Origin of the sequence: Rhizobium leguminosarum (genome assembly GCF_019798305.1) — a bacterium.
Classification (GTDB): Bacteria; Pseudomonadota; Alphaproteobacteria; order Rhizobiales; family Rhizobiaceae; genus Rhizobium; species Rhizobium leguminosarum_U.
Genome location: NZ_JAAXDD010000031.1, coordinates 1 through 25,405 on the forward strand (window position 1 = coordinate 1; position 25,405 = coordinate 25,405).

Consider the following 25,405-nt stretch of genomic DNA (forward strand, 5'->3'; position numbering starts at 1 on the left):
CCCAAGGTTCCTGCAACCACACGGGCCAGATGAAGAGCCGGTTGCGATCCTGCTCCCCACAGTCCCAAACGACTGAGAAGGTGACGATCCGACAACCAGCTTCCGGGCGGGCGGCCACCCGCCCGGAAGCGTTAGTATCCTACATTTTTGTCATCCAAGAAGGTGCCGGCAGGCGGATGAGGGGGCCACACGGCACACCATCCATTGCCCTTCGCTCGCGCTCAACGCACCCCATTTGTCCTGGTGTGCAAAGGACGATCAAAACCCAATCTCCCCAGTTCCGGCGCACCGACCGCTACGCTATAACCCTTGCCGAAAGGGAGTCGAGAACCATGCTGACATTGTACTACGCGCCGGGAACCTGCGCGCTCGCAAGCCTCATTGCCCTGGAAGAATCCGGCCTGGCCTTCGAAGTCAAGAAGATCAGCCTCCGCGATGACGAGCAGCGTTCGCCGGACTATTTGAAGATCAATCCGAAGGGGCGGGTGCCGGCACTTGTCACCGATTATGGCGTGTTGACGGAAACGCCGGCGATCCTTGGCTATATCGCCCAGAGCGCGCCGGCCGCCAAGCTGGCGCCGCTTGACGATGCCTTCGAATTTGCCAGGCTCCAGTCCTTCAACAGCTACATCTGCTCGACCGCGCATGTGAACCATGCCCATCGCCCGCGCGGCTCCCGCTGGGCGGACGAGCCGGCGGCAATCGAGGCGATGAAGGCCAAGGTGCCTGGGAATATGGCCGATTGTTTCATGCTGATCGAGCAGACGATGTTTGAAGGCCCATGGGTGATGGGCGAAGCCTATTCGCTCGCCGATCCCTATCTCTTCGTCATGACCGACTGGCTGCCGTCGGACGGCGTCGATCCCGCCCGGTTCGAAAAGGCGAGCGACCATCACGCCCGCATGCTGCAGCGTCCCGCTGTGCAGCGGGCGCTGGCCTACGATCGGGCCTGATCCTTAAATCCGGCGGCAAGCTTCTTCGGCGCCCGGAACAGCCATGCGCCGATCAGCCGCAACCGCAGTTCCTCGTCGCCGATCAGCGCGGCGCGCACCGGCAAATGCGGCCAGCCGACATAATGATCGGTTTGATAATAGACGTCGGGCGCCATCTCCAGCAGGTGATCCTTATCGTCGAGCGAAATCGAGATCACGATCGTCTCGGCGTTCTTCACCGCAACGAAGCTCCTGCCGCCGACCTTCAGCGCCGGATTGCCGTAGGAGGTGCTCTCCTCGACGTCAGTCAGCCCGGCTTCCGCCGCCAGCCGCTTCAGGCGTTCGAAGATCGCATCGACATCGCCGGCCATGGTTCCGCCCTTTCTGTCAGGGCGAAGCTATCATATTTTCACGCGCATTTCGCCAGCGGCGGCTTGGCCTCTGCCTGGAAACCGGCCTGCATCCCGAGCGGCAGATCGGCGATTTCGCGCATCGACATGCGCTCGACCTCGGGGTGCCGCAACGGATCGTCTTTCCAGGTTGGGGCATCGGCAATTTCCGCATTGCCCAGATGAAGGACGGGCTTCAAGAAAAACTTCAGCAACGACATGGCATGCCTCGCTTTCTTCAGTGGCGCGGACGTGATCGCGCGGCGGTTTTCGCCTCTGCCATTCCGCAATTGCGTTCGAATGGATTACCTATGCTTGCAATATCGGCCTCAACAGGCAGATTTTCAATTGAGAATAACGCTGAAGCGCTATAGAAAAACTATATGAAGAACTTGAATATGGTCCATCTCAACGGCCTGCGCGCGCTGGAAGCCGTTGGCCGTCTCGGCTCGCTCCAGGCCGCTGCCGACGAGCTCGGCGTTTCGGTCGGCGCCGTCAGCCAGCAGGTGATCAAGGCCGAAGCCCAGCTCGGTCAGGTGATCTTCGAGCGCACCGCCAGAGGCATGGTCGCCACCGAAGCCGGCCGGCCGGTGCTGCTGGCACTCGACGAGGGTTTTGCCCGTCTTTCGGCGGCGGTGTCGATCGCCAGCCGCAAGGACGATACGATTCTGACGATCTCGGTGGCGCCGGTTTTCGCCGCCCGCTGGCTCGTCTATCGGCTCGATCGCTTCGCCGAGCGTCATCCCGACATCAAGCTGCGGCTGGATGCAACCACCAATCTCGTCAATCCGGCCCTTTGCGACGTCGATATCGGTATCCGCGTCGGCAGCGGCAAATGGCCAGATGTGAAGGCCGAACTGCTGCTGGCACAGGAGGTCTTTCCCGTCTGTTCCCCGGAGATGGCGGCGACATTGAAAGAACCCGCCGATATCCTCCAACTGCCTGCCATCATCGATGGCCATGCCATGTTCACCTGGGAGGTCTGGATGCGTGAGGTCGGACTATCGGGTGCTACGCTTTCGACCCGTCACGTCTTCAACGATGCCTCGCTCTGCCTCGATGCGGCGATTGCCGGCCAGGGCGTCATGCTCGCCTGGCAGACCCTTGCCGCCTTTGCTCTTGCTGAAGGCCGGCTCGCCGCCCCTTTCGGCATTCGCGCGCCGACCGGCTTCGGTCATTACTTCGTCACCGCTGAAGGCACGCGCGAGCCGAAGAAGGTCAAGGATTTCAAGGCCTGGATCCGAGAGGAAATGGCTGGCACCCTCACGCTCTTCCAGTAGCCCTCAAATCTCGATCGGCTCTTTACCGCGCGTCGCCTGCATGGCCTTATAGGCCGGGCGGGACTGGCAGCGCTCGATCCAGGCTTTGATATTCGGATGCGTTTGGAAAAGCGCCGCCTCGGTCTGGGCGTAGCGCAGCACCTCGGCGATGTTGAGATCGGCGACGGTGAAGCGGTCGCCGACGATCCACTGCCGGCCGGCAAGATGGCCTTCGAGAACCGCCAGCGGCCTGCGCAGCGAGCGGCAGGAAACCGCGATCGTCTGCTGACCGCCTTCGCTGTCTTCGAGCCCGTTATCATAGGTCAGCACGATCTTCACCGTATGCGGCTCGACCTCCGCAGCCGCCCAGACCGTCCACATCGTTAGCAATCCGTCTTCTTCGACGGTTTGACCGGAAAGCGGTCCGCCATATCTACGCGCGAGATAAAGATTGATCGCCAGCGACTCGTGCATGACCAGGTCGCCATCCCGAATGCTGGGGATCTGCGCCATCGGGTTGACGGCGATGAATTCCGACGAGTGCGTGTTGAGCGGCGCCTCGGGCGCGAGCGGATCTGCCAGCCGTCTCGCCTGCAGCACCGGCACCGAGCGGAATTCGACCCCAAGCTCCTCCGCCATCCAATAGACGCGGGAGGCGCGCGATCGATAGACCCCGTAGATTGTCAGCATGTCCATATCCCCTCGATGTGTCCGAGAGACCGTAAATGCCGGATCGGCGTAGGAAAAGTCCTTGTGGCTGATGGGATGATGAAAGCATTTGATGGCCTTCAGGAGATACGGTTTCGCTCTACGGTCAGCTGCGCATAAGGCGAGCCGCCGCCTGCCATCTCGCCGGAGACCTTCTTCTCCCACTGAAAGCCCAAAACCGCGCCTTCGGTGATCTCCTGGAAGATGTTGTCGGTGATGACGGCGGTGCCGGCGCCATCGGCGACCGAGACGGCGCATCCCACAGGCGCCTTGCGCACGACATTGCCTGTCACAATAACGTTGCGCAGATACGGACCCCAGCCGATTTGCAGCCCCCAGCGCGGCGCTCCCTCGATCACATTGCCTGAAATCAGCGTGTCGGCCTCTGCCGCGATGCCGATGCCGAAGCCGACCTCGTGCTGATAGGGGCCGCGCAGCGTCAGGTTGCGCACGACATTGCCGGTTACGCTCGCCAGCCTCCCGCCCTCGTCGAAATTGGCGATCGAAATGCCGTTTGCCGCCCCGTCGATCATGTTGGCGGAAACGATGGCACCCTCGAAGGCGAATTCGACATAGATCGCCGTCTCGCCGGAACGCCGGCACTGGTTGCTGCTGATCTGAATGTCCGAGGCCGAATTGGCGCGGATTGCCGTGAAGGCACAGTCGGAGATGTGGTTGTCCACCACCATCACGCCGTCGGCGCGGAAGACGTTGATGCCGTTGCCGTTTTGCCCGGTGCCTCCATCATTGGCGCGGATGTTGGTTATGCGGTTGCCGGAGACAACGGTGCCGTCCTCCGTCTTCTTCCAGCGATGTACGAGGATGCCGCCATTGCCGCAATCCGAAACCGTGTTGCCGGTGACCGAGAGGGTGGTGGAGTCCACCGCGTAAAGCCCCGATTGGGCAGCCCCCGAAATGCGGCTGCGCTCGATCCGCCCGCCGCAGCGCTCCAGCTGCAGGCCGTGCTTGCGGCTGCCGCCGATCTCGCAATTGTCGATCAGCACCTCGTCGACGCCGGCAAATTGCAACAGCCCGCCGGCATAGTCGCCAAGCCAGCGGTTGCCGCCGTCGATGACGATATTGGAAAGCTCGATCCGCCGCACGTTCTCGGCCGCAAACAGATGGCCTTCGCCGGTATAGACGATCCGCGAGGCGCCGGGCACGCCAGTGATGCGCGTATTATCTGGCAAAGTGAGATTGGAGACCCGGTAGGTGCCGGGCGGCAGGAAAACCGGCACGTTCTCGCGCGCCGCCTGCTCGATCATCTGCTGCAGGTTGCGGGTCTTGCGATCGCCGCTTTCGGGAGTGGCGCGATATTCCACGCCGTCGATTGCCCCGCGCAGATCAGGCTGAGCGGTCGCCGTCAGCGGCGAGGCAAGCGCGCGCGTTGCCGCTCCCGCAACGGCCGAGGCGGCAAGAAAGAGAAGCATGTCGCGGCGTGAGGGCATCCCGGGATCTCTTGTTACAACGCGTCCGTAGCAGGAAACGTGCCAGGCGGGCATGTATTCTTTCGGCGCAAGCTGGGTAAAGGCGGATGAATTGCCGTTATGACCGAGGCTGACGGCAGGATCTCGCCGCTTATATTGTCGTCTTGTTCACCCTTTCATTTAAGCAAGCCGAAGGAAATGAGGACTACTTTTAAGGGAAATTCTAGGGCGAGTGCGGGATACGGCCTTCGGCCGCAGGGGGAATGGCGTCATGCGCGAATTGGGTGCCAGGCGATGGGAATCAACCGATGCCCTGACGGCCGAAACGCGACGCATCGTCGCCGCGACGGAGGCAATGATGGCATCGACTGCCCACCACCTTTCCGAGGGCATCGAGAACCTGCGCCTCAAGGCGATCCTCCACGAACTTCCGGATTTCCTCTACGTCAAGGATCGTGACGGCCGCTTCGTCTTCGCCAACGCCGTCACCGCCAGCAGCCTTGGCTTGGAGAGCGCTGCACTGATCACCGGCAAGCGCGATTTCGACCTGTTCGATTTCGAGACGGCGTGCCGCCATTTCGACATCGAGCAGCAGATCATCGCGACGGGCGAAGCCCGCATCGACATGGAGGAATCCTACGTCCTTCCCGGCAGCAGAAGGCCGATATGCCGACTGACCTCGAAGATACCGCTGCGCAACGATCGCGGCGAGATCGTTGGCCTGATCGGTGTTTCCCGTGATATCACCGAACGCAAGCGCCAGGAGGATCTGCATCGCGGCCAGGCGAGCCTGCTCGAAATGATCGCCCGCAACGAGCCGTTGCCGATGATCCTCGAGGCGCTCGTGCTGATGATCGAGGCGCAGCTGGATGGGATTGACGGATCGGTGCTGCTGCTCGACGGCGAGGGCACGAGGCTTTATCACGGCGCCTCTCCCAATCTGCCCGGCGGCTACAGCCGCCTGATCGATGGTGTCACGATCGGGCCCAAGGTCGGCTCCTGCGGCACCGCCGCGTGGCGCGGTCAGACCGTGATCGTCGAGGACGTAATGAGCGATCCGCTCTGGGAAGATTTTCGCGCGTTGATCGCGCCGTTCGGCTTCCGCTCCTGCTGGTCGACGCCGATCGCCACCTCACAGAACAACGTGCTTGGCACGTTTGCGCTCTATTCCAGGGAAGTCCGCCGTCCCACCGAGCACGAGATGACGCTGGTGGCGCTCGCCACCCATATCGCCGGCATCGCCATCGAGCGCAAGCGCGTCGATGATCGCATCCATTTCATGGCCCATCACGACGATCTGACGGGCCTGCCGAACCGCGCTTTCCTGAAGGAACGGCTGGCGAGCATTCTCGACCAGGCCCGGCGCAACAACCGCAAGGTGACCGTCGGCTATATCGATCTCGACAATTTCAAGGACATCAACGACGGCCGCGGCCACGCCGCCGGCGACGAGGTTTTGAAAGAGATCGCCGCCCGCATGGCCAACAGCGTCAGGGCGTCCGATATGGTGGTGCGTCTCGGCGGCGACGAATTCCTCGTCGTGCTCGTCCACCAGTCGAGCCACGATGCCGGCATCACGCGCCGCCTTCGCGATCTGCAGAAGGCGATCAACCGGCCGATCCGCGGTGCGAACGGCGAGATCACTGTCACCTCGAGCATCGGCGTTGCCGCCTTCCCCTTCGATGGAGCGACCTCGGAAGAGCTTCTCGCCAATGCCGACCGCGCCATGTATCGCGCCAAGGAGTTCGGTCGCAATACATTGCAACATCACGATGGCGGCGGCACGCCTGTGGGAATGCCGCTCGGCGAGCAGGAGGAACTGCACCAGGCGATCACTGGCCAGCAGTTGTTCCTGGAATACCAGCCGCAGGTCGATGTCGCCACCGGCCGCATCACCGGGCTGGAGGCGCTGGTGCGCTGGAACCATCCGGCAAAGGGCAGGGTGCCGCCGGTTAATTTCATACCGCTTGCCGAAGAGACCGGCCTTATCGTTTCCCTCGGTCTCTGGGTGCTGAACGAGGCCTGCCGCCAGGCACGGCTTTGGCAGGACCTGGGCCTGACGCCGCTGACGATCGCCGTCAACGTCTCTGCCAAGCAGTTCGCCGATCCGGATTTCGCAACCCATGTCACTGAAGCGCTGGAGCGCCACCGCCTGCAGTCCCGCTGGCTGGAGCTTGAAGTCACCGAAAGCGTGGTGATGCAGGATGCCGAACGCGCGCTCGCCATGATGGAAACACTGCGGGGGCTGGGCGTCCGCCTGTCGATCGACGATTTCGGCTCCGGCTATTCCAGCCTGGCGGCGCTGAAGACCTTCCCCTTCGACCGCTTGAAAATGGATCGTTCGCTGGTCGAGGCCCTGCCGGGCGACAAGACCGCCGTCGCCATCGCCTCGGCCGTCATTTCGCTGGCGCAGACGCTGAAGCTCTCGGTTCTCGCCGAAGGCGTTGAAACCGACGCCCAGATGGATTTCCTGCGCCAGGCGCACTGCGAGGAGGCGCAAGGCTTCCGCTTCTCCAAGCCGGTCTCCCCGGAGGAGATCCCGGCATTGCTGCGGGCGCGCAGTCTCTAGTACATGTCGCCCGAAGGACGCCGCATCGATCAGGTCGATGCGACGTCTTTCTATTTCGCAAGCTTGCCGATCGCCTCGATCTCGTTCGTCCATATGCCCGCCGCATAGTTTGGCGGCAGCCGCGCCAGTTGCGAGGGGTCGTCGATGCCGGTGGAAAAATCGCTGCCACTATAAGGGCCGAGCACGAAGACCTCGGTCCCGGCATCCTGCATCCGGTTGAGAAAACGGTCCGGCCAGCCCCAGAGCCACGGCGCGATATTGATCGGCACCAGCATCATCGCATGTTTGCATTCGGCCGGCAGCAGGCCGGTCCAACCATAGCTGATATAGCCGGTGAGGCAGCCCTTCATGCTCTTGCGCGAGGCGGTCCTGATATCGGGTGCCAGCCGGCTGAGCACGTCGATCGGCTCGTCACCGCCATAGACGATGATTTCGGCTCGTCTTTCTCGGGAAAGTCCGTTGAGCACGGCGGCGAGCTTTTCGCCCTCGGAGGGATCGCGGCTCTTGACGTTGATCAGGAAGCGCCGATCCGGAAAGGTTGAGAGTACCTCGGCTAGGGTTGGCATCATGCCGACGCCCCGGCCGCGAAAGGGAAAAGTCTTGCCGCCATCGGCGGTATAGCCATAGCCAACGTCGAGCCTCTTCATCTCAGCCATCGAATGCTCGCGGGTGACGCCATGCCCGTCGGTGCGGCAATCGAGCATCCAGTCGTGAAAAACCGCGAACTGCCCGTCCGTCGTCGGATGCACGTCGATCTCGACGATATCGGCGCCCGCCGCAAAGCCTGCCTGCATCGACGGAAGTGTGTTTTCGAGATAGTCGTGTTTCGGCGCCAGCATGCGGCTCGCCGTGCAGGTGTCGTTGTTGAGATCGGTTTCGTCGAACCGCTGGGCGATGCCGCGATGCGCAAGCAGCACCGGTTTTCCCGGCCGATGTTGCGCCAGCAGGCTGGTATTGTTGAGGTAGATGCCCGCAGCGGCGACGGCGATTGCCGCCGCACAATAGAAAAGCTTCCTGCCCAAAGTTGATCCCCCTCTGGTTGTATCGACGAGCAAGTGCTAGAAAGCGATTCCGGTTGTTCTTGGGCTGTTTTCCGGTTTTTCTATGCTGCGACGCCAATGAGTCTGATCGCTATGGAATTTGACGACGACCTCATCCATTTCGAAGCGCACGGCGCCGCCCCCTTGCCGCCGGCAGCGGTCGATGGTCATATCGCGCATGACGGCGCCCGCATCTGGTATGCGAGTTACGGCGCCGGCCCTCCTGTCATCCTGCTGCATGGTGGCCTCGGCAACAGCGGCAACTGGGGCTATCAGGTCCCGGCTCTCTTGCGCAGCGGCCGGCGTGTCGTGCTGATCGACAGCCGCGGCCACGGAAGAAGCAGCCGCGATGACCGTCCCTATACTTATGAGCTGATGGCTTCAGATGTGCTCGCCGTCATGGATGAGCTGCATCTCGACAAGGCGGCGATCGTCGGCTGGAGCGACGGCGCCTGCATCGCTCTGATTCTCGCCATGACGGCGCCGTCCCGTGTCGAGGGCGTCTTCTTCTTCGCCTGCAACATGGATCCGAGCGGCACGCGGGAATTCATGCCCACCCCGGTCATCGACCGTTGCTTCAGCCGCCATGCTAGGGATTATGCCGCATTGTCCGCCACTCCGGACGATTTCAATCCCTTCGTTGAGGCGGTCAGCCTGATGATGCGGACGGAGCCGAACTATCAGGCCGCCGACCTGGGCCTGATCCGCCTGCCGGTCGCGATCGTCCTTGGCGAGCACGACGAATTCATCAAGCCCGACCATGCCGAATATCTTGCCCGCAGCATTCCGAACGCCGAGATGATCTATCTCACAGGTGTCAGCCATTTCGCGCCGCTGCAGCGGCCGGCTGAGTTCAACGCGGCGGTGGTCAGCTTTCTCGACGGGGTGGCAATTCCAGCAAGAGTGCGCGGCGCTCTTGCATCCGGAATTGCGCCAATACAAAAGGACATTTCATGACGATCGCGGTTGAGCCGCGGTCCATTCCACAGTCCCTTCTTCCCGCCCTCTGGCCTCGCGGCCATTTCCCGCTATCTCTCGTTTCATGAGACCTGATGCGCTGCTTTATCCCGCCCCGGAGGGGATCTATTGTCCGGAAGGCGGCTTTTATGTCGATCCGGTACGGCCAGTCGAGCAGGCGCTCGTCACCCATGGCCATTCGGATCACGCGCGCCCGGGCCATGTGAACGTGCTTGCCACCCGCCAGACGCTCGACATCATGCGCCTGCGTTACGGCGATGGTTTCTGCGCCAGCGAGCAGGTCGCCGCCCTCGGCGAGGAACTGCTGGTCAACGGCGTCAAGGTGAGCTTTCATCCCGCCGGTCACGTGCTCGGCTCTGCCCAGATCGCCATCGAGAAGAACGGCACCCGCATCGTCGTCTCCGGCGACTACAAACGCCGCCCCGACCCGACCTGCGCGGCCTATGTGCCGGTTGCCTGCGATGTCTTCATCACCGAGGCGACCTTCGGCCTGCCGGTCTTCCATCATCCCGATCCGATGGAGGAGACGGCCAAGCTGCTGGCATCGCTCAGGCAATTTCCCGAGCGCACCCATCTCGTCGGCGCCTATGCGCTCGGCAAGGCCCAGCGCGTCATCCGGCTGCTGCGCGATGCCGGTTATGCCGAACCGATCTATATCCACGGCGCCATGGAAAAACTCTGCGACTATTACATCGAGCAGGGCATCGATCTCGGCGAACTGCAGCCGGCGACGATCGAAAGCCGCGACAAATCCGCCTTCAAGGGGGCGGTCGTCATCGGCCCGTCATCGGCCTTCGCCGACCGCTGGGCCCGGCGCTTCAACGAGCCGCTTCCGGCCTTCGCCTCCGGCTGGATGATGGTGCGCCAGCGCGCCAAACAGCTCGGCGTCGAACTGCCGCTCGTCATATCCGATCATTGCGACTGGCCGGAACTGACGGAAACCATCCGGGAATTGCACCCGGCCGAGGTCTGGGTGACGCATGGCCGCGAGGAGGCCCTGGTGCGCTGGTGCCAATTGCAGGGAATCAAGGCGAAACCGCTGCATCTGGTGGGTTATGAGGACGAGGGCGATTGAGGATGGAGTCTCATGCTGAAAACCCCTCCCCAACCCCTCCCCACAAGGGGGAGGGGCTTAACGCGGGCTCCTCGCTGCATTCATCTTCCAGCGCGGAGCATGCGGTCGGCTTGTTGGTTTGCGAGGCGGTGCCACAGCTTAGTCCCTCCCCCCTGTGGGGAGGGGTTGGGGAGGGGCCTTTTCCATACGCCGTTGGGGAGGGGTCTTCCTCAAGAGTCGGGAGGCGCCCATGAAAGCCTTCGCCGACCTCCTCGACCGCCTGGTGCTCACCCCCAGCCGCAACGGCAAGCTGAAGCTGCTGACCGACTATTTCCGCGACACGCCCGATCCGGACCGCGGCTATGGCCTTGCCGCCATCGCCGGCACGTTGGAGGTGCGCAACGTCAAGCCCGCCATGCTGCGTGAGCTGGTGCTGGAGCGTTTGGACGAGGTGCTGTTTCGCTATTCCTATGACTATGTCGGTGATCTCGCCGAAACCATCTCGCTCGTCTGGGACAATGAGAGGGATATCGACCGCGCAGCGCTCGCCCAGCCGCGTCTCGGCGAGGTCGTTACCGGCATGAATGCGCTCGGCCGCACAGAAGTGCGCAGCTTCGTCCGCGACCTGCTCGACCGGCTGGATTCGTCCGGTCGTTTCGCCTTCATCAAACTGGCGACCGGCGCCATGCGCATCGGCGTTTCCGCTCGCCTCGCCAAGCAGGCGATGGCCGATCTCGGCGATAAGGACGTCACCGAGATCGAAACCCTCTGGCATGGCCTGCAGCCGCCTTATCAGACATTGTTCGAATGGCTGGCAGGTGGCGGCGAAAAACCGGTGCTGGCCACACCGGCGATCTTCCATTCCGTCATGCTCGCCAATGCGGTGGAGGAGGGCGACCTTACCGGCCTTGATCCGGCCCACTACGCCGCTGAATGGAAATGGGACGGCATCCGCGTCCAGCTCTCCCGCTCCGGCGACAGGCGCAAGATCTATTCCCGCTCGGGCGACGACATTTCAGGCGCCTTTCCCGATGTTCTCGACGCGATCAATTTTTCCGGTGTCGTCGACGGCGAACTGCTGGTCGGCGGCACTGCCCGCTCCAACAGCCCGACCCGCACCTTCTCCGACCTGCAGCAGCGCCTGAACCGCAAGACGGTGACGGTAAAGATGCTTGGCGATTATCCCGCCTTCATCCGCGCCTATGACCTGCTCTTCGACGATGAGGAAGATGTTCGCGGTCTTGCCTATATCGATCGCCGCGGCCGGCTGACCGAGATCATCGACCGCGCCCCCCATGACCGTTTCGATCTCTCGCCGCTCGTGCCGTTCTCGTCGTGGGAAGAGCTCGACGCTCTGCGTTCCGCCCCGCCCGATCCGGTCATCGAAGGCGTGATGATCAAGCGCCGCGACAGCGTCTATCAGGCCGGCCGCATGAAGGGTCCCTGGTTCAAGTGGAAGCGTAACCCCTATAATGTCGATGCGGTGCTGATGTATGCCCAGCGCGGCCACGGCAAGCGCTCCAGTTACTATTCCGATTTCACCTTCGGCGTCTGGGCCGATGACCAGGACGGCGAACAGCTGGTGCCGGTGGGAAAGGCCTATTTCGGCTTCACCGATGCCGAACTCGAGGTGCTCGACAAGTTCGTGCGTGACAATACCACCGAGCGCTTCGGCCCGGTGCGGGCCGTGCGCGCCGACAAGGATTTCGGCTTCGTCGTCGAAGTGGCCTTCGAGGGCATCAACCGCTCGGCCCGGCACAAGTCGGGGGTCGCCATGCGCTTCCCCCGCATCGCCCGCCTCCGCCCCGACAAACCCTCCTACGAGGCAGACCGGCTGCGCACGCTGATCGCCATGATCGAGGCCAAGCCGGCGTGATGCTGCGCAAAATGACGCAGGGCAATATTTTCAACACGAAGTGTATTGGCGGCAGCGATCTTCCGGTGCAGATTTTCCAGAGCATGATGGCGAAAAGTATAAGCGGTTTTCGGACGGCATCGTGCTCATTTAGAATGGCCGGGGAAATGATGGATGCTGCGTTATGAGCTCGCGTGAACAAAATTCCTTTGTCCATCAACGCCGTGCCGTTCTGGCGGGTCTTGCCGGTGCATTTGTCCTGCCGCGCATGGCGGCAGCTTTCGATGTCCCGGATGAGCCGCGCCTTGCCAAGCACGACTACGCCAAGGTCCGCCACCATTTCCGCACCAAGCTGTTGCAGAAGGGCCCGGCGCCCGACAAATACGAATCGCTGAATGCGCCTGCCGATGCCGACAAGATCTTCTACCGTTCCGGTTACGGCGAGCTGGAACTGGCGGCCTGGGTCTCGAAATACAAGCGCGAGCGCGCCGCCAAACCTGCCGTGCTCTTCCTGCATGGCGGCAATGCCATGGGCATCGGCCACTGGCAGCTGATGAAACCCTATATGGATGCCGGTTATGTCGTGATGATGCCGTCGCTGCGCGGCGAAAACGGCCAGATGGGCAATTTCTCCGGCTTTTACGACGAGGTCGACGACGTGCTCGCTGCCACCGAGCGCCTGGCGCATCTGCCGGGTGTCGATCCCGAACGCCTCTTCATCGCCGGCCACAGCATCGGCGGCACGCTGACCATGCTGACGGCGATGACCACCCACAAATTCCGCGCCGCCGCGCCGATTTCGGGCAACCCCGACGCCTTCCGCTTCTTCAACCGCTATCCGCAGGATATCCGCTTCGACGACAGCAATACGCATGAATTCGAGGTGCGTTCGGCGCTGTGCTACGCCCACAGCTTCAAATGTCCGGTCCGCGTCGTCCACGGTACGGAGGAGCCGCATTTCAACGATCGCGCCGATCTGCTGGCCCGCCGCGCCCGCGGCGCCGGCGTTCAGATCGAGACTGAAACCGTCGCCGGCAACCACACATCGGCGCTGCCGACCGAGATCGAACAGAGCATCCGCTTTTTCCATGGGGTGGCGGCCTGAATTTCCAGCCGCCCCCAGCTTTCCCACCTCAACACCAGCCTCGCGCCAGCCGCGGATGCCATCGTTCCGGCAGATATCGCTGTCTCGCCGATCGTTGATAAGGGTGGTTCCATGAATTTACTGCGCCGGGTCTTCCCGCTTGCCGGGCTCGTGATTGCAGTTGCGTCGCTGAGCGGCTGCAACATCCTCATTCCCGACGTCGCCGCCGATTCGCCGGCCCGCTTCGTCCAGGAAACCTCGCCGGTCTTCTATCAGCCTCCCGGCGTCGATCCGCGCCGGGTGCGGCCGATCCCCGATCAGCCGGTGCCGCAGACGCGCGAGCTCTACCAGACACAGTTCAACCAGACCTATGGCCTGCCGGTTACCAATCCCGTGCATATGGCGATGTATGGTGAGCTTCGTGACGAGGATTTCACCCTGCCGGCAATCCCGGTCAGTCGCGTGCAGCCGCAGTTCCTGCGCCAGGAGGTCGATTATCAGACGGCCGAGCGTCCCGGCACCGTGGTCGTCGATACCAAGGCGCATTTCCTCTATTTCGTCGAGGGCAACGGCAAGGCGATGCGCTACGGCGTCGGCCTCGGCCGCGACGGTTACGCCTGGTCCGGCCGCGGCGTCATCCAGTGGAAGCAGAAATGGCCGCGCTGGACGCCGTCGGTCGAAATGGTTTCGCGCCAGCCTGAGGTTCGTCCCTTTGGGGCGGAAAATGGCGGCATGAATCCGGGACTGATGAACCCGCTCGGCGCGCGCGCCATGTATATCTACAAGGACGGGCAGGATACGCTCTACCGCGTCCATGGCACCCCCGACTGGCAGTCGATCGGCAAGGCCACCTCGTCGGGCTGCGTACGCATGCTGAACCAGGATGTCATCGATCTTTATAGCCGCATTCCTGCCAGGGCCGAGATCGTTGTGATGTAGCGCTGCAACAGCGCAGCCCATATCGTCCGCTCCGGATCGGACACGTCTGCGTGAAGCTATGGTTTATTTAGCGCAAGCCGATAGATTTCCTATTGTCGTTACCGGCATTGGACGAATCATCGGTTTAGCCGATGTCTCGTCCGGCTTCCCGCATCAAAGGAAATCAGTCCCGCGTCATGAGCTTCGATAGACACCTTTCCCGCCGCAGCTTTCTTTCCTTTTCGGCATTGACCGCAGCCTCCGCGCTTACCGGCTGCGCCTCTTCAGCCAACACGGTGACATCAGGCGATACGACGATCATCTATCGTTCTCCCATGCGCCTGTTCCAATCGATGGGAACGTCGAGCGTACCGAGCGGGGCCGAGCTTGCCGTCATGTATGGCCCCGTCGAGGACGGCGGGTTTCTCATTCCCGCTGTTCCCTACGAACAGATCGATCCGCGCTATTATCGCCAGCGCGTCGTCGATCCTACCGGCCAGGCCCCCGGCACCATCGTCGTCGATACGCCGTCACGCTTCCTCTATCTCGTCCAGGGTGACGGCATGGCAATGCGTTACGGCGTCGGCATCGGCCGCGAGGGTTTCGCCTGGCAGGGGTCGGGCGTCATCCAGTGGCGTCAGAGATGGCCGCGCTGGAAGCCGCCGAACGAGATGGTCGCTCGCCAGCCGGAACTCGTCAAATATTCGATCGACAACGGCGGCATGGAGCCGGGTCTGAAGAACCCGCTCGGCGCCCGCGCGCTCTATATCTTCTCGAATGGAGAGGACACGCTCTACCGCCTGCACGGCAATCCGGATTGGCGCTCGATCGGCAAGGCTGTCTCGTCGGGTTGCGTGCGGCTGCTCAACCAGGATATTATCGATCTCTACGACCGCGTTCCGACAAAGGCGCCGATCGTCGTCTGGCAGTAATTTTCACCGAGGCGGTCGCGATCCGGCCGCCTCGGACCAATCCCTTTGCTCCGGGCAAGTAGTTGCTTTGCCCCAGGCAAGCGGTGCTTTGCCCCCGGGCAAGAGCTTCATTTTGCGCCCGCAAGAGAATTATTTTCCGAAATACCATTGCTTAATTCGGTAAATATCCTACATGGTGCGTATCGAATTGCTTGCGACCTTTGTCCACGCGCTTGAGCGCTCCGTCAGATATCCTCTCAACATCGATACGGCTTGTCGGGGATTATTCCGCAGGCGAACACAAACCGTTGAAAAGGAGATCGTTATGAATTCAGGCGTCGTCAAGTGGTTCAATGGCACCAAGGGTTTTGGCTTCATTCAGCCCGATGATGGTTCTACGGATGTTTTCGTCCATATCTCAGCGGTTGAACGCGCCGGAATGCGCGAACTCGTTGAAGGTCAGAAGATCCGCTACGATCTCGTCCGCGACAAGAAGTCCGGCAAGAATTCGGCTGACAATCTTCAGGCCGCATAATTTGTCATTCGCCTACGCTGACCACGGATGTACTGGCAGCGGGCTGACCAAACTGGCAGCGGGCTGAGTGACTGGAAGAGGTCGGGTTCGAGCCCGGCCTTTTTGCTTTGCGCAGGCCTTGTGAGCGGCAGATTGAGCAGCCGAAGAGTCGAAGGAACGCTGAAATGGGCAGACAAAACTATAAAGTCGGCGACATGATCGTGCTGAAATCCGGCCTCACCCGCACGGCGAAAGCCGATAAGCGGTGCCGGATCTCCAGCATCCTGCCCAACGACCATGGGCATGTGCAATATCGCGTCCAGTTCGACGCAGAGAATTTCGAGCGCCGCATCACTGAGGCCGACATCGATACCGGTGAAACTCCGTCGAGGGCTTCCCCCGAGGCGGCGGCCAAGTCCGACGGCGCCGAGCCCTGGCTGAAGTTTTCGAGCATCAAAATCGGGAAGTAGTCCCGGGTTTTTATTTTGGCCCGGGTTTTTAATTTGGACAGTGCGGCGGCCGCCGCGACAGGAAGGATATCGTTTTGCAGGTACTTGTCAGAGATAACAATGTCGATCAGGCGCTCCGCGTGCTCAAGAAAAAGATGCAGCGGGAAGGCCTGTTCCGGGAAATGAAGGCGCGCAGCGCCTTTGAGAAGCCGTCCGAGAAGCGCGCCCGCGAAAAGGCCGAGGCCATTCGCCGCCAGCGCAAGCTCGCCCGCAAGAAGCTGCAGCGCGAAGGTCTGCTGCCGGCACCGAAGAAGGTTCTCCGCCCGACCCGCTAATCCGGCCGTGGCATCACGGCCCCACCGTGGCATCACGGCCCAACCGTGCAATCACGGTTCAGCCGTGAATCATGGGGTTTCTGCCGTCGAGCCGTGGCTTACAGCGCCGCGCGTCTTTTCAGGCGCGCAAAGGGCGCTGTAGCACTTCGAATTTTTGCATAATTCCTTGAACCGATTCCGATTTAAGGAATTATGCGACAGCGCCGCCATCACCTGGGAAAGGGGCACATGACCGCCACCAAGGGAGAATTCTTCAATCCTGCCAAGCTGTCGTCTCGCGACAAGGCGGAAGCGACCGATCACACGGCGCGCGCCATCATCGCCGCCGAGGCATCGGCCCGTGACAAGAAGACGGAGAAGCTGAAGGCGCTGCGTTTGCAGCAGGAGGCCGAGGCCGAACCTAAGGTGGCGCCTGCAAAGAAGCGCCGGTCACCGGCTAAGCCGCAGCCCTGATCTCTCGGCGCGCCCGCCGGCTCTACCGGGTGCCGGCTCTAACGGGTGATGCGTTCAGCCGTCGCCCGTGCCGGTCCGCCCGAGATTGCCCCGCAGCCGATGCAGCATGTCGCGCATCTCGGCCATTTCCTTAAGCGTGCAGCCTGCGGCTTGCCCGATCGCCGTCATGATCGTATCGATCTCTCCCTTCATCGCTTGGCCTTTTGGGGTCAGCGACACGATTACCTGCCGTTCGTCGCGCAGGTCGCGGATGCGCTTGATCAGCCCGCCCTGTTCCAGCCGTTTCAGCAGCGGTGACAACGTGCCGGAATCGAGGTCGAGCTGCTCGCCGATCATCTTCACCGGCAGCTCGCCGCGTTCCCACAGCACCAGCATCACCAGATATTGAGGATAGGTCAGGCCGACCCTGTCGAGGATCGGCTTGTAGGCGCGGGTGAAGGCATGCGCCGTCGCGTAGACCGCGAAGCACAACTGCTTTTCCAGCCGCTTCTCCTCTTCCGGTATCTCCATCGTCTTCGTCGTTTGCGCTCTCATATCCATAATCCCCAGAGCATTTCCATTTTTCTTCGAATCACGGAAATCCTCTATCCCTTTGTTTTCACGCAATTCCGGGCGCAAACCGCCGCGCAGTTTTGCTGGAATTGCTCTAGAGCATGATGCCGAAAAGTGTGCGCGGTTTTCGGGCGGCATCGTGCTCTAACTCTTTAATTGAGAACAGGATTCAGATTTTAGGCCGATGCAGCTTAAAATCATCCTGTTCTAAGGCCAGATTGTCCTCCTTTCGAATTCGAAATGCAATTTGCAAAATTCACTTGCGTAGAATTTAATTGCGCGATATTAAAAATCCAACCCGATCGAAGGGCCAATCAAAGGAGATCGTCATGCCTATTCTCTATACGACCAAAGCCTCTGCCACCGGCGGCCGCGCAGGCCGCGCTGTTTCCGAAAACGGCGTTCTGGACGTGACCCTGACCGTTCCCAAGGAACTCGGCGGCGACGGTGCGACCGGCACCAATCCCGAACAGCTCTTCGCTGCCGGATATTCTGCCTGCTTCCTCGGTGCATTGAAATTTGTCGCGGGTCAGCAGAAGGTCAAGATTCCGGAAGATACGACGGTCTCCGCCAAGGTCGGCATCGGCCCGCGTGAAGATGGCGGCGGCTTCGGTATCGAAGTGGCGCTGACGGTCAACATCCCGGGTCTCGACCGCGAAACCGCTGAAAAGCTCGCCGCCGCAGCCCACATCGTCTGCCCCTACAGCCACGCCATGCGCACCTCGACCGAGGTTCCGGTCACCGTTGCCTGATCATCGAATTAAAAACTTGGTGGCCATATTCGGCTGCCGCCATCTGCCGGCCGGGTACTATCCGGCTGGCTTCGGCGTTTCGGCCGCCATCATGACAGCGCCTGCAGATCCTGCCGCAGTCGGGCGGCGCCGCCTTCCGGCAGGTTTCCGTCGATCATCGCATGCGTGCTTTGCCAGATCGGCAGTGCTTTTGCCAGCACCGCCTTGCCCTCAGTGGTGAGGCTCAGCAGCCGGCCGCGCCTGTCCCTCGGGTTCTCCATTACCTTCACCCAACCCTTGCGCTGCAACGGCTTCAGCGCCGCCGTCAGCGTCGTCTGGTCCATGGCGAGCAGGGCGGCGACCGGTCCCATCGGCGGCGGCTCCGGCCGGTTCAGCGACATCATCAGCGAAAACTGCCCATTGGTCAGCCCGGCCGGCCTCAGCGCGTCGTCGAACAGCCGGGCAAGCGCGCGCGCCGCCCGCTGCACATGCAGGCAGAGGCAGGTGTCGCGCACCATCAGCGTCGTGGAAAATGGAATCTCGATCGAATTTGACATGCTTCATTTCTATTGATATCAATGTATTTAGTCAAGGAGAAGGAGATGAGCCGGCTTCACCGGCAAGCGCCGGAGGAGGGCGCATTACATGCAGAATGAGGTTGTTTCCCGCGAAGAATGGCTCGAAGCCCGGCGTGCCCTGCTGGCAAAGGAGAAGGAGGCGACGCGGCTGCGCGACAGCGTCAACGCTGCCCGGCTGGCGCTGCCCTGGGTGAAGGTCGACAAGGATTATGTCTTCGAAACGCCGGAGGGCAGGAAGTCTCTCGCCGATCTCTTCGACGGTCGCAGCCAGCTGCTGATCTACCATTTCATGCTCGGCCCGGATTGGGATGCCGGCTGCACCGGCTGCTCTTTCCTGTCGGATCATGTCGATGGCGCCCTGCCGCATCTGAACCATCACGACGTCACCTGGGTCGCCGTTTCGCGCGCGCCGCTCGACAAGATCGCCGCCTATAAACAGCGCATGGGCTGGAAATTTCCCTGGGTCTCCTCCTTCGGCAGCGATTTTAATTTCGATTATCACGTTTCTTTCAGCCCGGAGGACCTTGCCAAAGACAAGGTCTTCTACAATTTCACGCCTATGCAGCCGGCCGATGCCAATGACGAACTGCCGGGCCTCAGCGCTTTCTACCGCAACGACAAGGGCGAGGTCTTCCATACCTATTCGAGTTATGCCCGCGGCCCGGAAGAACTGATCGGCACCCTGATGATCCTCGACCGCGCGCCGAAGGGCCGCAACGAGGACAGCACGATGAATTTCGTGCGCCGCCACGACGAATACCAGGAGACCCCGAAGGCGCCATCCTGCTGTCACTGACATAGGGCACCATCACTCAAGGGAGAAGAGATGATGAAGACCGCTGAAGTGCTGAAGGAACATTCCTTCCTGGAAAGACTGATCGGCGACTGGACCGTCACCGCAGCCGACATGACGGGCGGCGAACCCTGGACCGAGACCGTCCGCTCGCTGCACGGCATCTGGTTCGTCGCCGAAGGAACCGGCCGCATGCCGGATGGCAAGGAGGCCACCAGCATCCTGACGCTCGGCTACAACGCCGCAAAAGGCAAGTACATCGGCAGCTGGATCGGCAGCATGATGGACTATATGTGGGTCTATGAGGGCGAGGTCGACGCGTCAGGCAATGTGCTGGACCTCTATACGAGAGGTCCCGACTTCACTGGCGAGGGCCTTGCCGATTACCGCGAGCAGATCATCTTCGTCGATGCCGATCACCGCACCTTTATCTCCAGCACCAGGCAGCCGGATGGCTCCTGGAAGCAGTTCATGGAAGCGCAACACGCCCGCAGGATCTGACAATCACGGCGCTCAGCCTCGAAAAGGGGCCTCGTATGAGGCCTCGGAAGAGGGGCGTCGAAATAGGGAGAGTATGATGTCTGAGACGCATGGAAAATTCATCTGGTGCGAGTTGATGACCCCCGACACATCAGCCGCCGCGAAATTCTACAGCTCGGTCGTCGGCTGGACCACCTCCGAAATGAAAATGGAGGGCATGCCCACCTATACGATCTTCGAGGCGAACGGCATCGGCGTCGCCGGCCTGATGGAATTTCCGGCCGAACTCGAGGGCAAGGGCATTCCGCCGAACTGGACGGGGTATGTCGACGTCGACGATGTCGACCAGTCGGCCAAGGATTTCGCCGCCAATGGCGGATCGGTCCGCCGTCCGCCGGAAGACATCCCGACCATCGGCCGCTTCGCCGTCGTCGCCGATCCGCATGGCGCGGTGCTCTGCATCATGACGCCGGCGCCGATGGACAAGCCCATGCCGGAACTGGCTGTCGACGCGCCCGGCAATATCGGCTGGCGCGAACTCTACGCCGGCAATGGCGAAGAGGCGCTGGCCTTCTATTCCAAGCGGTTCGGCTGGACGAAAGACAGCGAATTCGATATGGGCCCGATGGGCGTCTATTATCTCTTCGCCCACAATGGCAAGCAGATCGGCGGCATGATGACCAAGCCGGAAAACATCCAGATGCCGTTCTGGTGTTATTATTTCATCGTGCCGACCCTTGATGCCGCGATCGAACGCCTCACATCAGGCGGCGGCAAGGTCGTCCACGGCCCGATGGAAGTCCCCGGCGGCAGCTGGATCATCCAGGCCACCGACCCGCAAGGCGCCTTCTTCTGCCTGGTGGCACCGAAGCGGTAGGGTTTAGCGCATTGTCGGCGGCGTGCCGTGCGGCCCCCTCATCCCGCTGCCGCCACCTTCTCCCCGAGGGGAGAAGAGACTCCTGGCAACGTCTCGATTCCCTCTTCTCCCCTCGGGGGTCCGAAGGACGGGTCGAGATGGTGGCTCAGCCCCGGCAGTCCCCGTAGGGCGGATGAGGGGGCTGCACGGCACACCGTCAATAACAGTTACGCTCCTGATCCCACCACCCGTTCAGCCCCAACCGAAGCAAAAAACCCTTCCGGACTTTCCACCTCCACCAGCCGCTTCCTCTCGATTAGCCAGAACCGGTTTCCCACCGCCCGCACGAAACTGCGGTCATGGGAGACCAGCAGGCAGCTTGCCTCGTGCGCCATCAGTTCGCTCTCCAGCGCCTCCTGTCCCTCGATGTCGAGGTGGTTGGTCGGCTCGTCGAGGAGATAGAAGTTCGGTTCCGTCAGCCGCAGCATCAGCATGCCCAGCCGCGCCTTCTGGCCGCCGGAGAGCTGGCCAATCGGTTTTGCCTGCATGTCGATCGTCATGCCGGCGCCGGCCAGCAAGGCGCGGGCCCGCTGGTCGCCGACATCGAAGCGGCGAATGATCGTGCCGATCGGCGTGTCGGTGTCGGCAAGATCGGCGAGCGCCTGGTCGCCATAGCCGAGTACCAGCGAAGGCGTCGCCTTGATGCTGTCGCGCGCCGTCTCCGGTCTATCAATCGCCTGTTTCAGCATCGACACCAGCCGTGACTTGCCGGCGCCGTTGAGGCCGAGCAGCACGATGCGGTCGCCCTGGCAGACGAACTGCCGGCCGGTCTTGAACAGTAGCGTTCCATCCGGCGTCGTCACCGCCGCATCCTCCAGCGTCACCAGCACCTTGGCATGGGTACTGCGGTTGGCAAGCCGGATGGCGCCGGCCGAGCGCTCCAGATGCGCCGGTTTTGCCGCGTCCTCCAGCTTCTCCGCCCGCTGCTTGAGCTGCTTCGTCTTGACGACGAGCAGATCGCTGCCGGAATTGATGCCGATATTGTTGAGTTTGGCCGCCTGCTTGCGCAACTGCTCCGCCACCTTCATGTCGCGCTCGTAGCGCCGGGCTTCAGAAGCGTCGGCCTCGTCGAGGGCGGCGCGCGCCCGGGCATAGGGTAGGGCGAAGACCGGCGATTGCTCCGGCCGCAGGAACAGCGTCCGGTTGGTCGTCGCATCGAGGAAGGCGCGGTCGTGGCTGGACAGGATGACCGGCACGTCGCGCGGCAGCGCATTCAGCCAGCCCTCCAGCTGCGCGATCTTTTCGAGGTCGAGATGGTTGGTCGGCTCGTCGAGCAGAAGCACGTCGGGTTCGCTGACCCAGGTGCGGGCAAGCATGGCAAGCCGCTGCCAGCCGCCGCTCAACTGTTTCAGCGGCCGGCCGCGCATGACCTCCGGCACCTCGAGCGATTCCAGCACCACGTCGACCCGCCAGCTCTCGCTTTCGGCCTGATCGGCCGGCAGCGCCTGCAGCACCGCATCGTAGAACGGCGTGTCGAAAAGGGCAGGTGGCACGTTCTGCGCGACATGCCCGACGGTCAGCCCGCGCGCCTTGGTGATCTCGCCTTCGCTCGGCTCCAGCGCGCCGGTGATGCAGGCAAGCAGCGTCGATTTCCCCCGCCCGTTGGCGGCGACGAGGCCAATGCGGTCGCCTGAATTGACGACGAGATTGAGCTTGGAAAACAACGGATTGCCCAGCGTCACGCCGAGATTGCGGATATTGATGAGTGTCATGATCGTTCTCTGGTCTGGACCGGGTATTCGAATGCGATCCGGGGCATTCAGCCATCACGGGATTGCGCGGTTCGGACCCGGTAAATGAGAGGAATACGCGCTGTCATCTACGGCGCCGCATTGGCCACGAAGGGCAGACCAGGAAGAGATGTCGAGAAACGGTCTCTGGTCAGCCCTGCAAACGCATTTGCAGGGCGTTGACGGGACCACGCTGGCGATTAAACCGAAAATAATATTGCATTGCGTGATCCTCCTTTCTCGAAAGTTTGCGGGATGGAAATAACATTGCCCGCAAAAAGAGGCAAGAGAACTGCAGGCACGCCGATTTCTGGTCACCGCGCCGGAGGCGAGTTTGGCCGAAACGCGTCCTCCAAACTCCGCTGTCGCTTATGTGCCGTTGGTGGCTGAGTGATGCTGGTTCGGCGCTCACGAGAGCCTCACCCTGAGCTGCCCTGTAAGGGCCTCGAAGTGCGGGGCGGGTGCGCTGGCGGTTAATGGATTCAAGGAGCAGCGCCGAGCGTGTCCTTCGAGGCTTCGGCCTTCGGCCTGCGCGCCTCAGGATGAGGGACGTTGGAGGATGCCGCGCTCCCCTCGAAAACAACGGGACGAGGGGACTTGCCATGCGGGAGGCGAGTGGGGACGGACAGGTGGCGGCAGACGGATGGGCACGCTACCCAACCCCGAAATCACCCGACCGGGTCGCCAGGCAGTTCCAGCCGCCGCGTTACCCCGATACTCCTGAGGAACGTCTCATCGTGGCTGACCACCAGCAGCGCGCCGTCATAGGCGCGCAGTCCTGCCTCGACCGCTGATATCGAGTCGATGTCGAGATGGTTGGTCGGCTCGTCGAGGATCAACAGTGGCGGCGGTGCCGAGCCCAAAACGCAGGCAAGGCCCGCCCGCAGCAGTTGCCCGCCGCTCAGCGTTGATACCGTCTGCAGCGCCGCATCGGCCCTGAACATGAAGCGGGCAAGAGCCGCCCGGCAGGTATTTTCATCGGCTAGCGGATTGATCCGGCGAAAATTGTCGCGGATCGAGGCCGACGGATCGAGCAAGCTGACCTTCTGATCGAGCATCGAGAAGTCGGTCATGACGCTGACCGTGCCGGCCCAGGGTTTCAGCGCGCCGGTAACGAGCGCCAGCAAGGTCGTCTTGCCCGAGCCGTTGCGGCCGGTGACCGCGATACGCTCCGGTCCCGTAACATCGAAGGAGAGATCGCGGATGACGGGATCATCAGGCGGGTAGCCCGATGTCACGCCATCCATCTTCAGCACGATCTTGCTGGCGGCGAGCCCGGTCGGCGGCAGGGTGACCGACAAGGACTGGAGGATCTCGATCTTCTCCCGCGCCGCTGTTGCCTCTTCCAGTGCCTGGGCGCGCCGGCGTTCGGCGAGGCGGGCATTGTCGCCGCCGGTCGCCTCGCTCCGCTCCTTCATGCCGCCGAGCATGATACGCGGCATGCCGCCTCTGGCGGCCATCCTCCGTCCAGTGCTGTCCCGTTGCCCCTGACGCTCCACCATCGCCTGCGCCTTCCTTGCAACCTCGGCCATGCGTTTTTCGGCTTCAGTGAGATCATGCTGTGCCGCCGCGAGCTCAAGCGCCTTCCGCTCGCGATAATGGCTCCAATTGCCGCCGTAGCGCGTGGCTCCGAGCGACGTCAGTTCGACGATCGCGTCGACACTTTCGAGCAGTTCCCGGTCATGGCTGACGATGATGGCGCCGGCCCGCCAACCTGACATCAGCGCGATCACCGCGTCGCGGCCTTCGCGGTCGAGATTGTTTGTGGGTTCGTCGAGCAGCAGAAAGTCCGGCTCGGCGAAAACAAGCGCCGCAAGCCCGGCACGGGTACGCTGCCCGCCGGAGAGTGCCGCAAGCGGCGTCTCCGGCGGCGCGTCGAGCCCTGTCCGATGAAGTGCTGCGGCGATGCGCGCCTCCAGCACCCAGTCCGCGGATGCCAGCTCGTCGGCCGTTGCCTCGCCGGCTTCCGCACGGCGAAGAATAGCGAGCGCGTCGGTCACGCCGAAGAGATCGGCAACCGTTTCGTCAGACGTCACCTGAACGCTCTGCCGCAGCACGCCGAGACTGCCGCCGACAGATACCGTCCCCGAATGCGGCTGGAGTTCACCGGAGACAAGCTTGAGCAGCGTCGTCTTGCCGACACCATTGCGCCCGACGAGACCGGTACGCTCGGCCCCGAAACTCAGGTCGAGATTGGAAAAAAGCGGTCGCCCGTCAGGCGCGGACCATGAAATTTGCGAGAGAGTGATGGATGCGGGCATGGATATGGATTTCCCCGTTGGCAAGGCGAACTGGCGTTGCGATCGGGTTGAAATCCATTGCGGCACACATCCTGTTGAAATGGTCGATGGCAGGTAATTTAGGGAATAAAGGCTGCCGGTTCAAGGCAAAGCAGCCGACTTACCGCCCGCTTTCCTCGGCAGGCTTCGTCCTGAGATTGCCCCTCACCCTAACCCTCTCCCCGTAAACGGGGCGAGGGGACGTGCCCTGCGAGAGCGAGGTGGAAGCGGAGAGGGCGCGGCATGTCCCTTCGCCCCGTTTACGGGGAGCAACCATGTTTCAATTTTGCCGGTACTGTGGCGTCCATTCGGTCTTTCGGATGAGGATGGCGTTGGCGAGAATAATGAGTTTTCGGGCGACGGCTATGACGGCGCACAGGTGTTGCTTCCCGTTGCTGCGCAAGCGCGCATAGAAGGAGGCCAGATCCGGATTGTGCCGGGTTGCCGTGAAGGCGCACATGAACAGGCTCT

The 25,405-nt window shown here is 62.1% G+C and carries 26 protein-coding genes and 1 pseudogene; 17 read left to right on the forward strand and 10 right to left on the reverse strand.

Features of this window, described 5'->3' with window-relative positions:
* Window positions 1-332: 332 nt before the first annotated feature.
* Window positions 333-953, forward strand: a complete 621-nt coding sequence (locus HFO99_RS32495; RefSeq protein WP_222365691.1) for a glutathione S-transferase family protein — start codon at window positions 333-335, stop codon at window positions 951-953.
* Here the strand turns inward: HFO99_RS32495 and HFO99_RS32500 are convergent.
* Together HFO99_RS32500 and HFO99_RS32505 are read right to left on the reverse strand one after the other, a co-directional pair.
* Window positions 938-1,303, reverse strand: coding sequence for an MmcQ/YjbR family DNA-binding protein (locus HFO99_RS32500; RefSeq protein ID WP_222365692.1), 366 nt, complete (start codon window positions 1,301-1,303; stop codon window positions 938-940). The two genes, HFO99_RS32495 and HFO99_RS32500, sit on opposite strands and share 16 nt — an antisense overlap.
* Before the next feature lie 38 nt (window positions 1,304-1,341).
* Window positions 1,342-1,542: a hypothetical protein gene (locus tag HFO99_RS32505; protein ID WP_222365693.1), complete on the reverse strand. Its 201-nt coding sequence runs from the start codon at window positions 1,540-1,542 to the stop codon at window positions 1,342-1,344.
* A gap of 162 nt (window positions 1,543-1,704) precedes the next feature.
* Between HFO99_RS32505 and HFO99_RS32510 the strand changes: the two genes are divergently transcribed.
* Window positions 1,705-2,601 (forward strand): LysR substrate-binding domain-containing protein, encoded by an 897-nt coding sequence (locus HFO99_RS32510; RefSeq protein WP_222365694.1) that lies wholly within the window; start codon window positions 1,705-1,707, stop codon window positions 2,599-2,601.
* Window positions 2,602-2,604: 3 nt separating this feature from the next.
* Here the strand turns inward: HFO99_RS32510 and HFO99_RS32515 are convergent, their stop codons facing one another.
* Window positions 2,605-3,270, reverse strand: a complete 666-nt coding sequence (locus HFO99_RS32515) for a glutathione S-transferase family protein (RefSeq protein ID WP_222298686.1) — start codon at window positions 3,268-3,270, stop codon at window positions 2,605-2,607.
* Window positions 3,271-3,368: 98 nt separating this feature from the next.
* Entirely contained in the window at window positions 3,369-4,736 is a 1,368-nt protein-coding gene (locus HFO99_RS32520; protein WP_222365695.1) for a TIGR03808 family TAT-translocated repetitive protein, read from the reverse strand.
* 250 nt (window positions 4,737-4,986) lie between these two features.
* Here HFO99_RS32520 and HFO99_RS32525 point away from each other — a divergent pair, with 250 nt between their 5' ends.
* The gene (locus HFO99_RS32525) at window positions 4,987-7,284 is read left to right on the forward strand and encodes an EAL domain-containing protein (RefSeq protein WP_222365696.1); all 2,298 of its coding nucleotides are present in this window, start codon (window positions 4,987-4,989) and stop codon (window positions 7,282-7,284) included.
* Between the two features lie 50 nt (window positions 7,285-7,334).
* Here the strand turns inward: HFO99_RS32525 and HFO99_RS32530 are convergent, their stop codons facing one another.
* Window positions 7,335-8,306 (reverse strand): glycerophosphodiester phosphodiesterase family protein, encoded by a 972-nt coding sequence (locus HFO99_RS32530; RefSeq protein WP_222365697.1) that lies wholly within the window; start codon window positions 8,304-8,306, stop codon window positions 7,335-7,337.
* Between the two features lie 111 nt (window positions 8,307-8,417).
* On the opposite strand from HFO99_RS32530, the gene HFO99_RS32535 reads away from it, so the two are divergent.
* The 10 genes from HFO99_RS32535 to HFO99_RS32580 all read left to right on the forward strand — a co-directional run bounded on the left by HFO99_RS32535 (window position 8,418) and on the right by HFO99_RS32580 (window position 16,875).
* On the forward strand, window positions 8,418-9,281 hold the full coding sequence (locus HFO99_RS32535) for an alpha/beta fold hydrolase (protein WP_222365703.1): 864 nt from the start codon (window positions 8,418-8,420) through the stop codon (window positions 9,279-9,281).
* Window positions 9,282-9,366: 85 nt separating this feature from the next.
* Window positions 9,367-10,377, forward strand: a complete 1,011-nt coding sequence (locus HFO99_RS32540) for a ligase-associated DNA damage response exonuclease (protein WP_222365698.1) — start codon at window positions 9,367-9,369, stop codon at window positions 10,375-10,377.
* 229 nt (window positions 10,378-10,606) lie between these two features.
* A complete protein-coding gene (locus HFO99_RS32545; protein ID WP_222332734.1) occupies window positions 10,607-12,232 on the forward strand; it encodes a cisplatin damage response ATP-dependent DNA ligase in 1,626 nt (541 codons plus the stop codon).
* 163 nt (window positions 12,233-12,395) lie between these two features.
* On the forward strand, window positions 12,396-13,316 hold the full coding sequence (locus tag HFO99_RS32550) for an alpha/beta hydrolase family protein (protein WP_222332735.1): 921 nt from the start codon (window positions 12,396-12,398) through the stop codon (window positions 13,314-13,316).
* Between the two features lie 111 nt (window positions 13,317-13,427).
* Window positions 13,428-14,234 (forward strand): L,D-transpeptidase, encoded by an 807-nt coding sequence (locus HFO99_RS32555; RefSeq protein ID WP_164578461.1) that lies wholly within the window; start codon window positions 13,428-13,430, stop codon window positions 14,232-14,234.
* A 176-nt stretch (window positions 14,235-14,410) separates the two neighbouring features.
* Window positions 14,411-15,145 carry a L,D-transpeptidase gene (locus HFO99_RS32560; protein WP_164578462.1) on the forward strand — a complete coding sequence of 245 codons (735 nt, stop codon included), beginning with the start codon at window positions 14,411-14,413 and terminating at the stop codon, window positions 15,143-15,145.
* 304 nt (window positions 15,146-15,449) lie between these two features.
* The gene (locus tag HFO99_RS32565; protein WP_003546468.1) at window positions 15,450-15,659 is read left to right on the forward strand and encodes a cold-shock protein; all 210 of its coding nucleotides are present in this window, start codon (window positions 15,450-15,452) and stop codon (window positions 15,657-15,659) included.
* 164 nt (window positions 15,660-15,823) lie between these two features.
* The gene (locus HFO99_RS32570; protein WP_017963461.1) at window positions 15,824-16,108 is read left to right on the forward strand and encodes a hypothetical protein; all 285 of its coding nucleotides are present in this window, start codon (window positions 15,824-15,826) and stop codon (window positions 16,106-16,108) included.
* A 74-nt stretch (window positions 16,109-16,182) separates the two neighbouring features.
* On the forward strand, window positions 16,183-16,422 hold the full coding sequence (gene rpsU / locus HFO99_RS32575; protein ID WP_003546477.1) for a 30S ribosomal protein S21: 240 nt from the start codon (window positions 16,183-16,185) through the stop codon (window positions 16,420-16,422).
* 228 nt (window positions 16,423-16,650) lie between these two features.
* Window positions 16,651-16,875 carry a hypothetical protein gene (locus HFO99_RS32580; protein ID WP_017963462.1) on the forward strand — a complete coding sequence of 75 codons (225 nt, stop codon included), beginning with the start codon at window positions 16,651-16,653 and terminating at the stop codon, window positions 16,873-16,875.
* A gap of 54 nt (window positions 16,876-16,929) precedes the next feature.
* On the opposite strand, the gene HFO99_RS32585 is transcribed toward HFO99_RS32580, so the two are convergent.
* On the reverse strand, window positions 16,930-17,418 hold the full coding sequence (locus HFO99_RS32585; RefSeq protein ID WP_017963463.1) for a MarR family winged helix-turn-helix transcriptional regulator: 489 nt from the start codon (window positions 17,416-17,418) through the stop codon (window positions 16,930-16,932).
* A gap of 338 nt (window positions 17,419-17,756) precedes the next feature.
* Between HFO99_RS32585 and HFO99_RS32590 the strand changes: the two genes are divergently transcribed.
* Entirely contained in the window at window positions 17,757-18,179 is a 423-nt protein-coding gene (locus HFO99_RS32590) for an organic hydroperoxide resistance protein (protein WP_003546481.1), read from the forward strand.
* Window positions 18,180-18,268: 89 nt separating this feature from the next.
* On the opposite strand, the gene HFO99_RS32595 is transcribed toward HFO99_RS32590, so the two are convergent.
* On the reverse strand, window positions 18,269-18,715 hold the full coding sequence (locus HFO99_RS32595) for a MarR family winged helix-turn-helix transcriptional regulator (protein ID WP_222332736.1): 447 nt from the start codon (window positions 18,713-18,715) through the stop codon (window positions 18,269-18,271).
* A gap of 88 nt (window positions 18,716-18,803) precedes the next feature.
* On the opposite strand from HFO99_RS32595, the gene HFO99_RS32600 reads away from it, so the two are divergent.
* The 3 genes from HFO99_RS32600 (at window position 18,804) to HFO99_RS32610 (ending at window position 20,886) form a co-directional block, all read left to right on the forward strand.
* On the forward strand, window positions 18,804-19,532 hold the full coding sequence (locus tag HFO99_RS32600; RefSeq protein ID WP_222332737.1) for a DUF899 domain-containing protein: 729 nt from the start codon (window positions 18,804-18,806) through the stop codon (window positions 19,530-19,532).
* 30 nt (window positions 19,533-19,562) lie between these two features.
* The gene (locus HFO99_RS32605) at window positions 19,563-20,030 is read left to right on the forward strand and encodes a DUF1579 domain-containing protein (protein ID WP_222365699.1); all 468 of its coding nucleotides are present in this window, start codon (window positions 19,563-19,565) and stop codon (window positions 20,028-20,030) included.
* Window positions 20,031-20,106: 76 nt separating this feature from the next.
* Window positions 20,107-20,886 carry a VOC family protein gene (locus HFO99_RS32610; protein WP_222365700.1) on the forward strand — a complete coding sequence of 260 codons (780 nt, stop codon included), beginning with the start codon at window positions 20,107-20,109 and terminating at the stop codon, window positions 20,884-20,886.
* A gap of 206 nt (window positions 20,887-21,092) precedes the next feature.
* Here HFO99_RS32610 and HFO99_RS32615 read toward each other — a convergent pair whose 3' ends face one another.
* The 3 genes and pseudogenes from HFO99_RS32615 to HFO99_RS32625 all read right to left on the reverse strand — a co-directional run.
* Window positions 21,093-22,637 carry an ABC-F family ATP-binding cassette domain-containing protein gene (locus HFO99_RS32615; RefSeq protein WP_222365701.1) on the reverse strand — a complete coding sequence of 515 codons (1,545 nt, stop codon included), beginning with the start codon at window positions 22,635-22,637 and terminating at the stop codon, window positions 21,093-21,095.
* A 686-nt stretch (window positions 22,638-23,323) separates the two neighbouring features.
* Window positions 23,324-24,916: an ABC-F family ATP-binding cassette domain-containing protein gene (locus HFO99_RS32620; RefSeq protein WP_222365702.1), complete on the reverse strand. Its 1,593-nt coding sequence runs from the start codon at window positions 24,914-24,916 to the stop codon at window positions 23,324-23,326.
* Window positions 24,917-25,214: 298 nt separating this feature from the next.
* Window positions 25,215-25,405: pseudogene (locus HFO99_RS32625) on the reverse strand (IS110 family transposase); the annotation flags it as partial.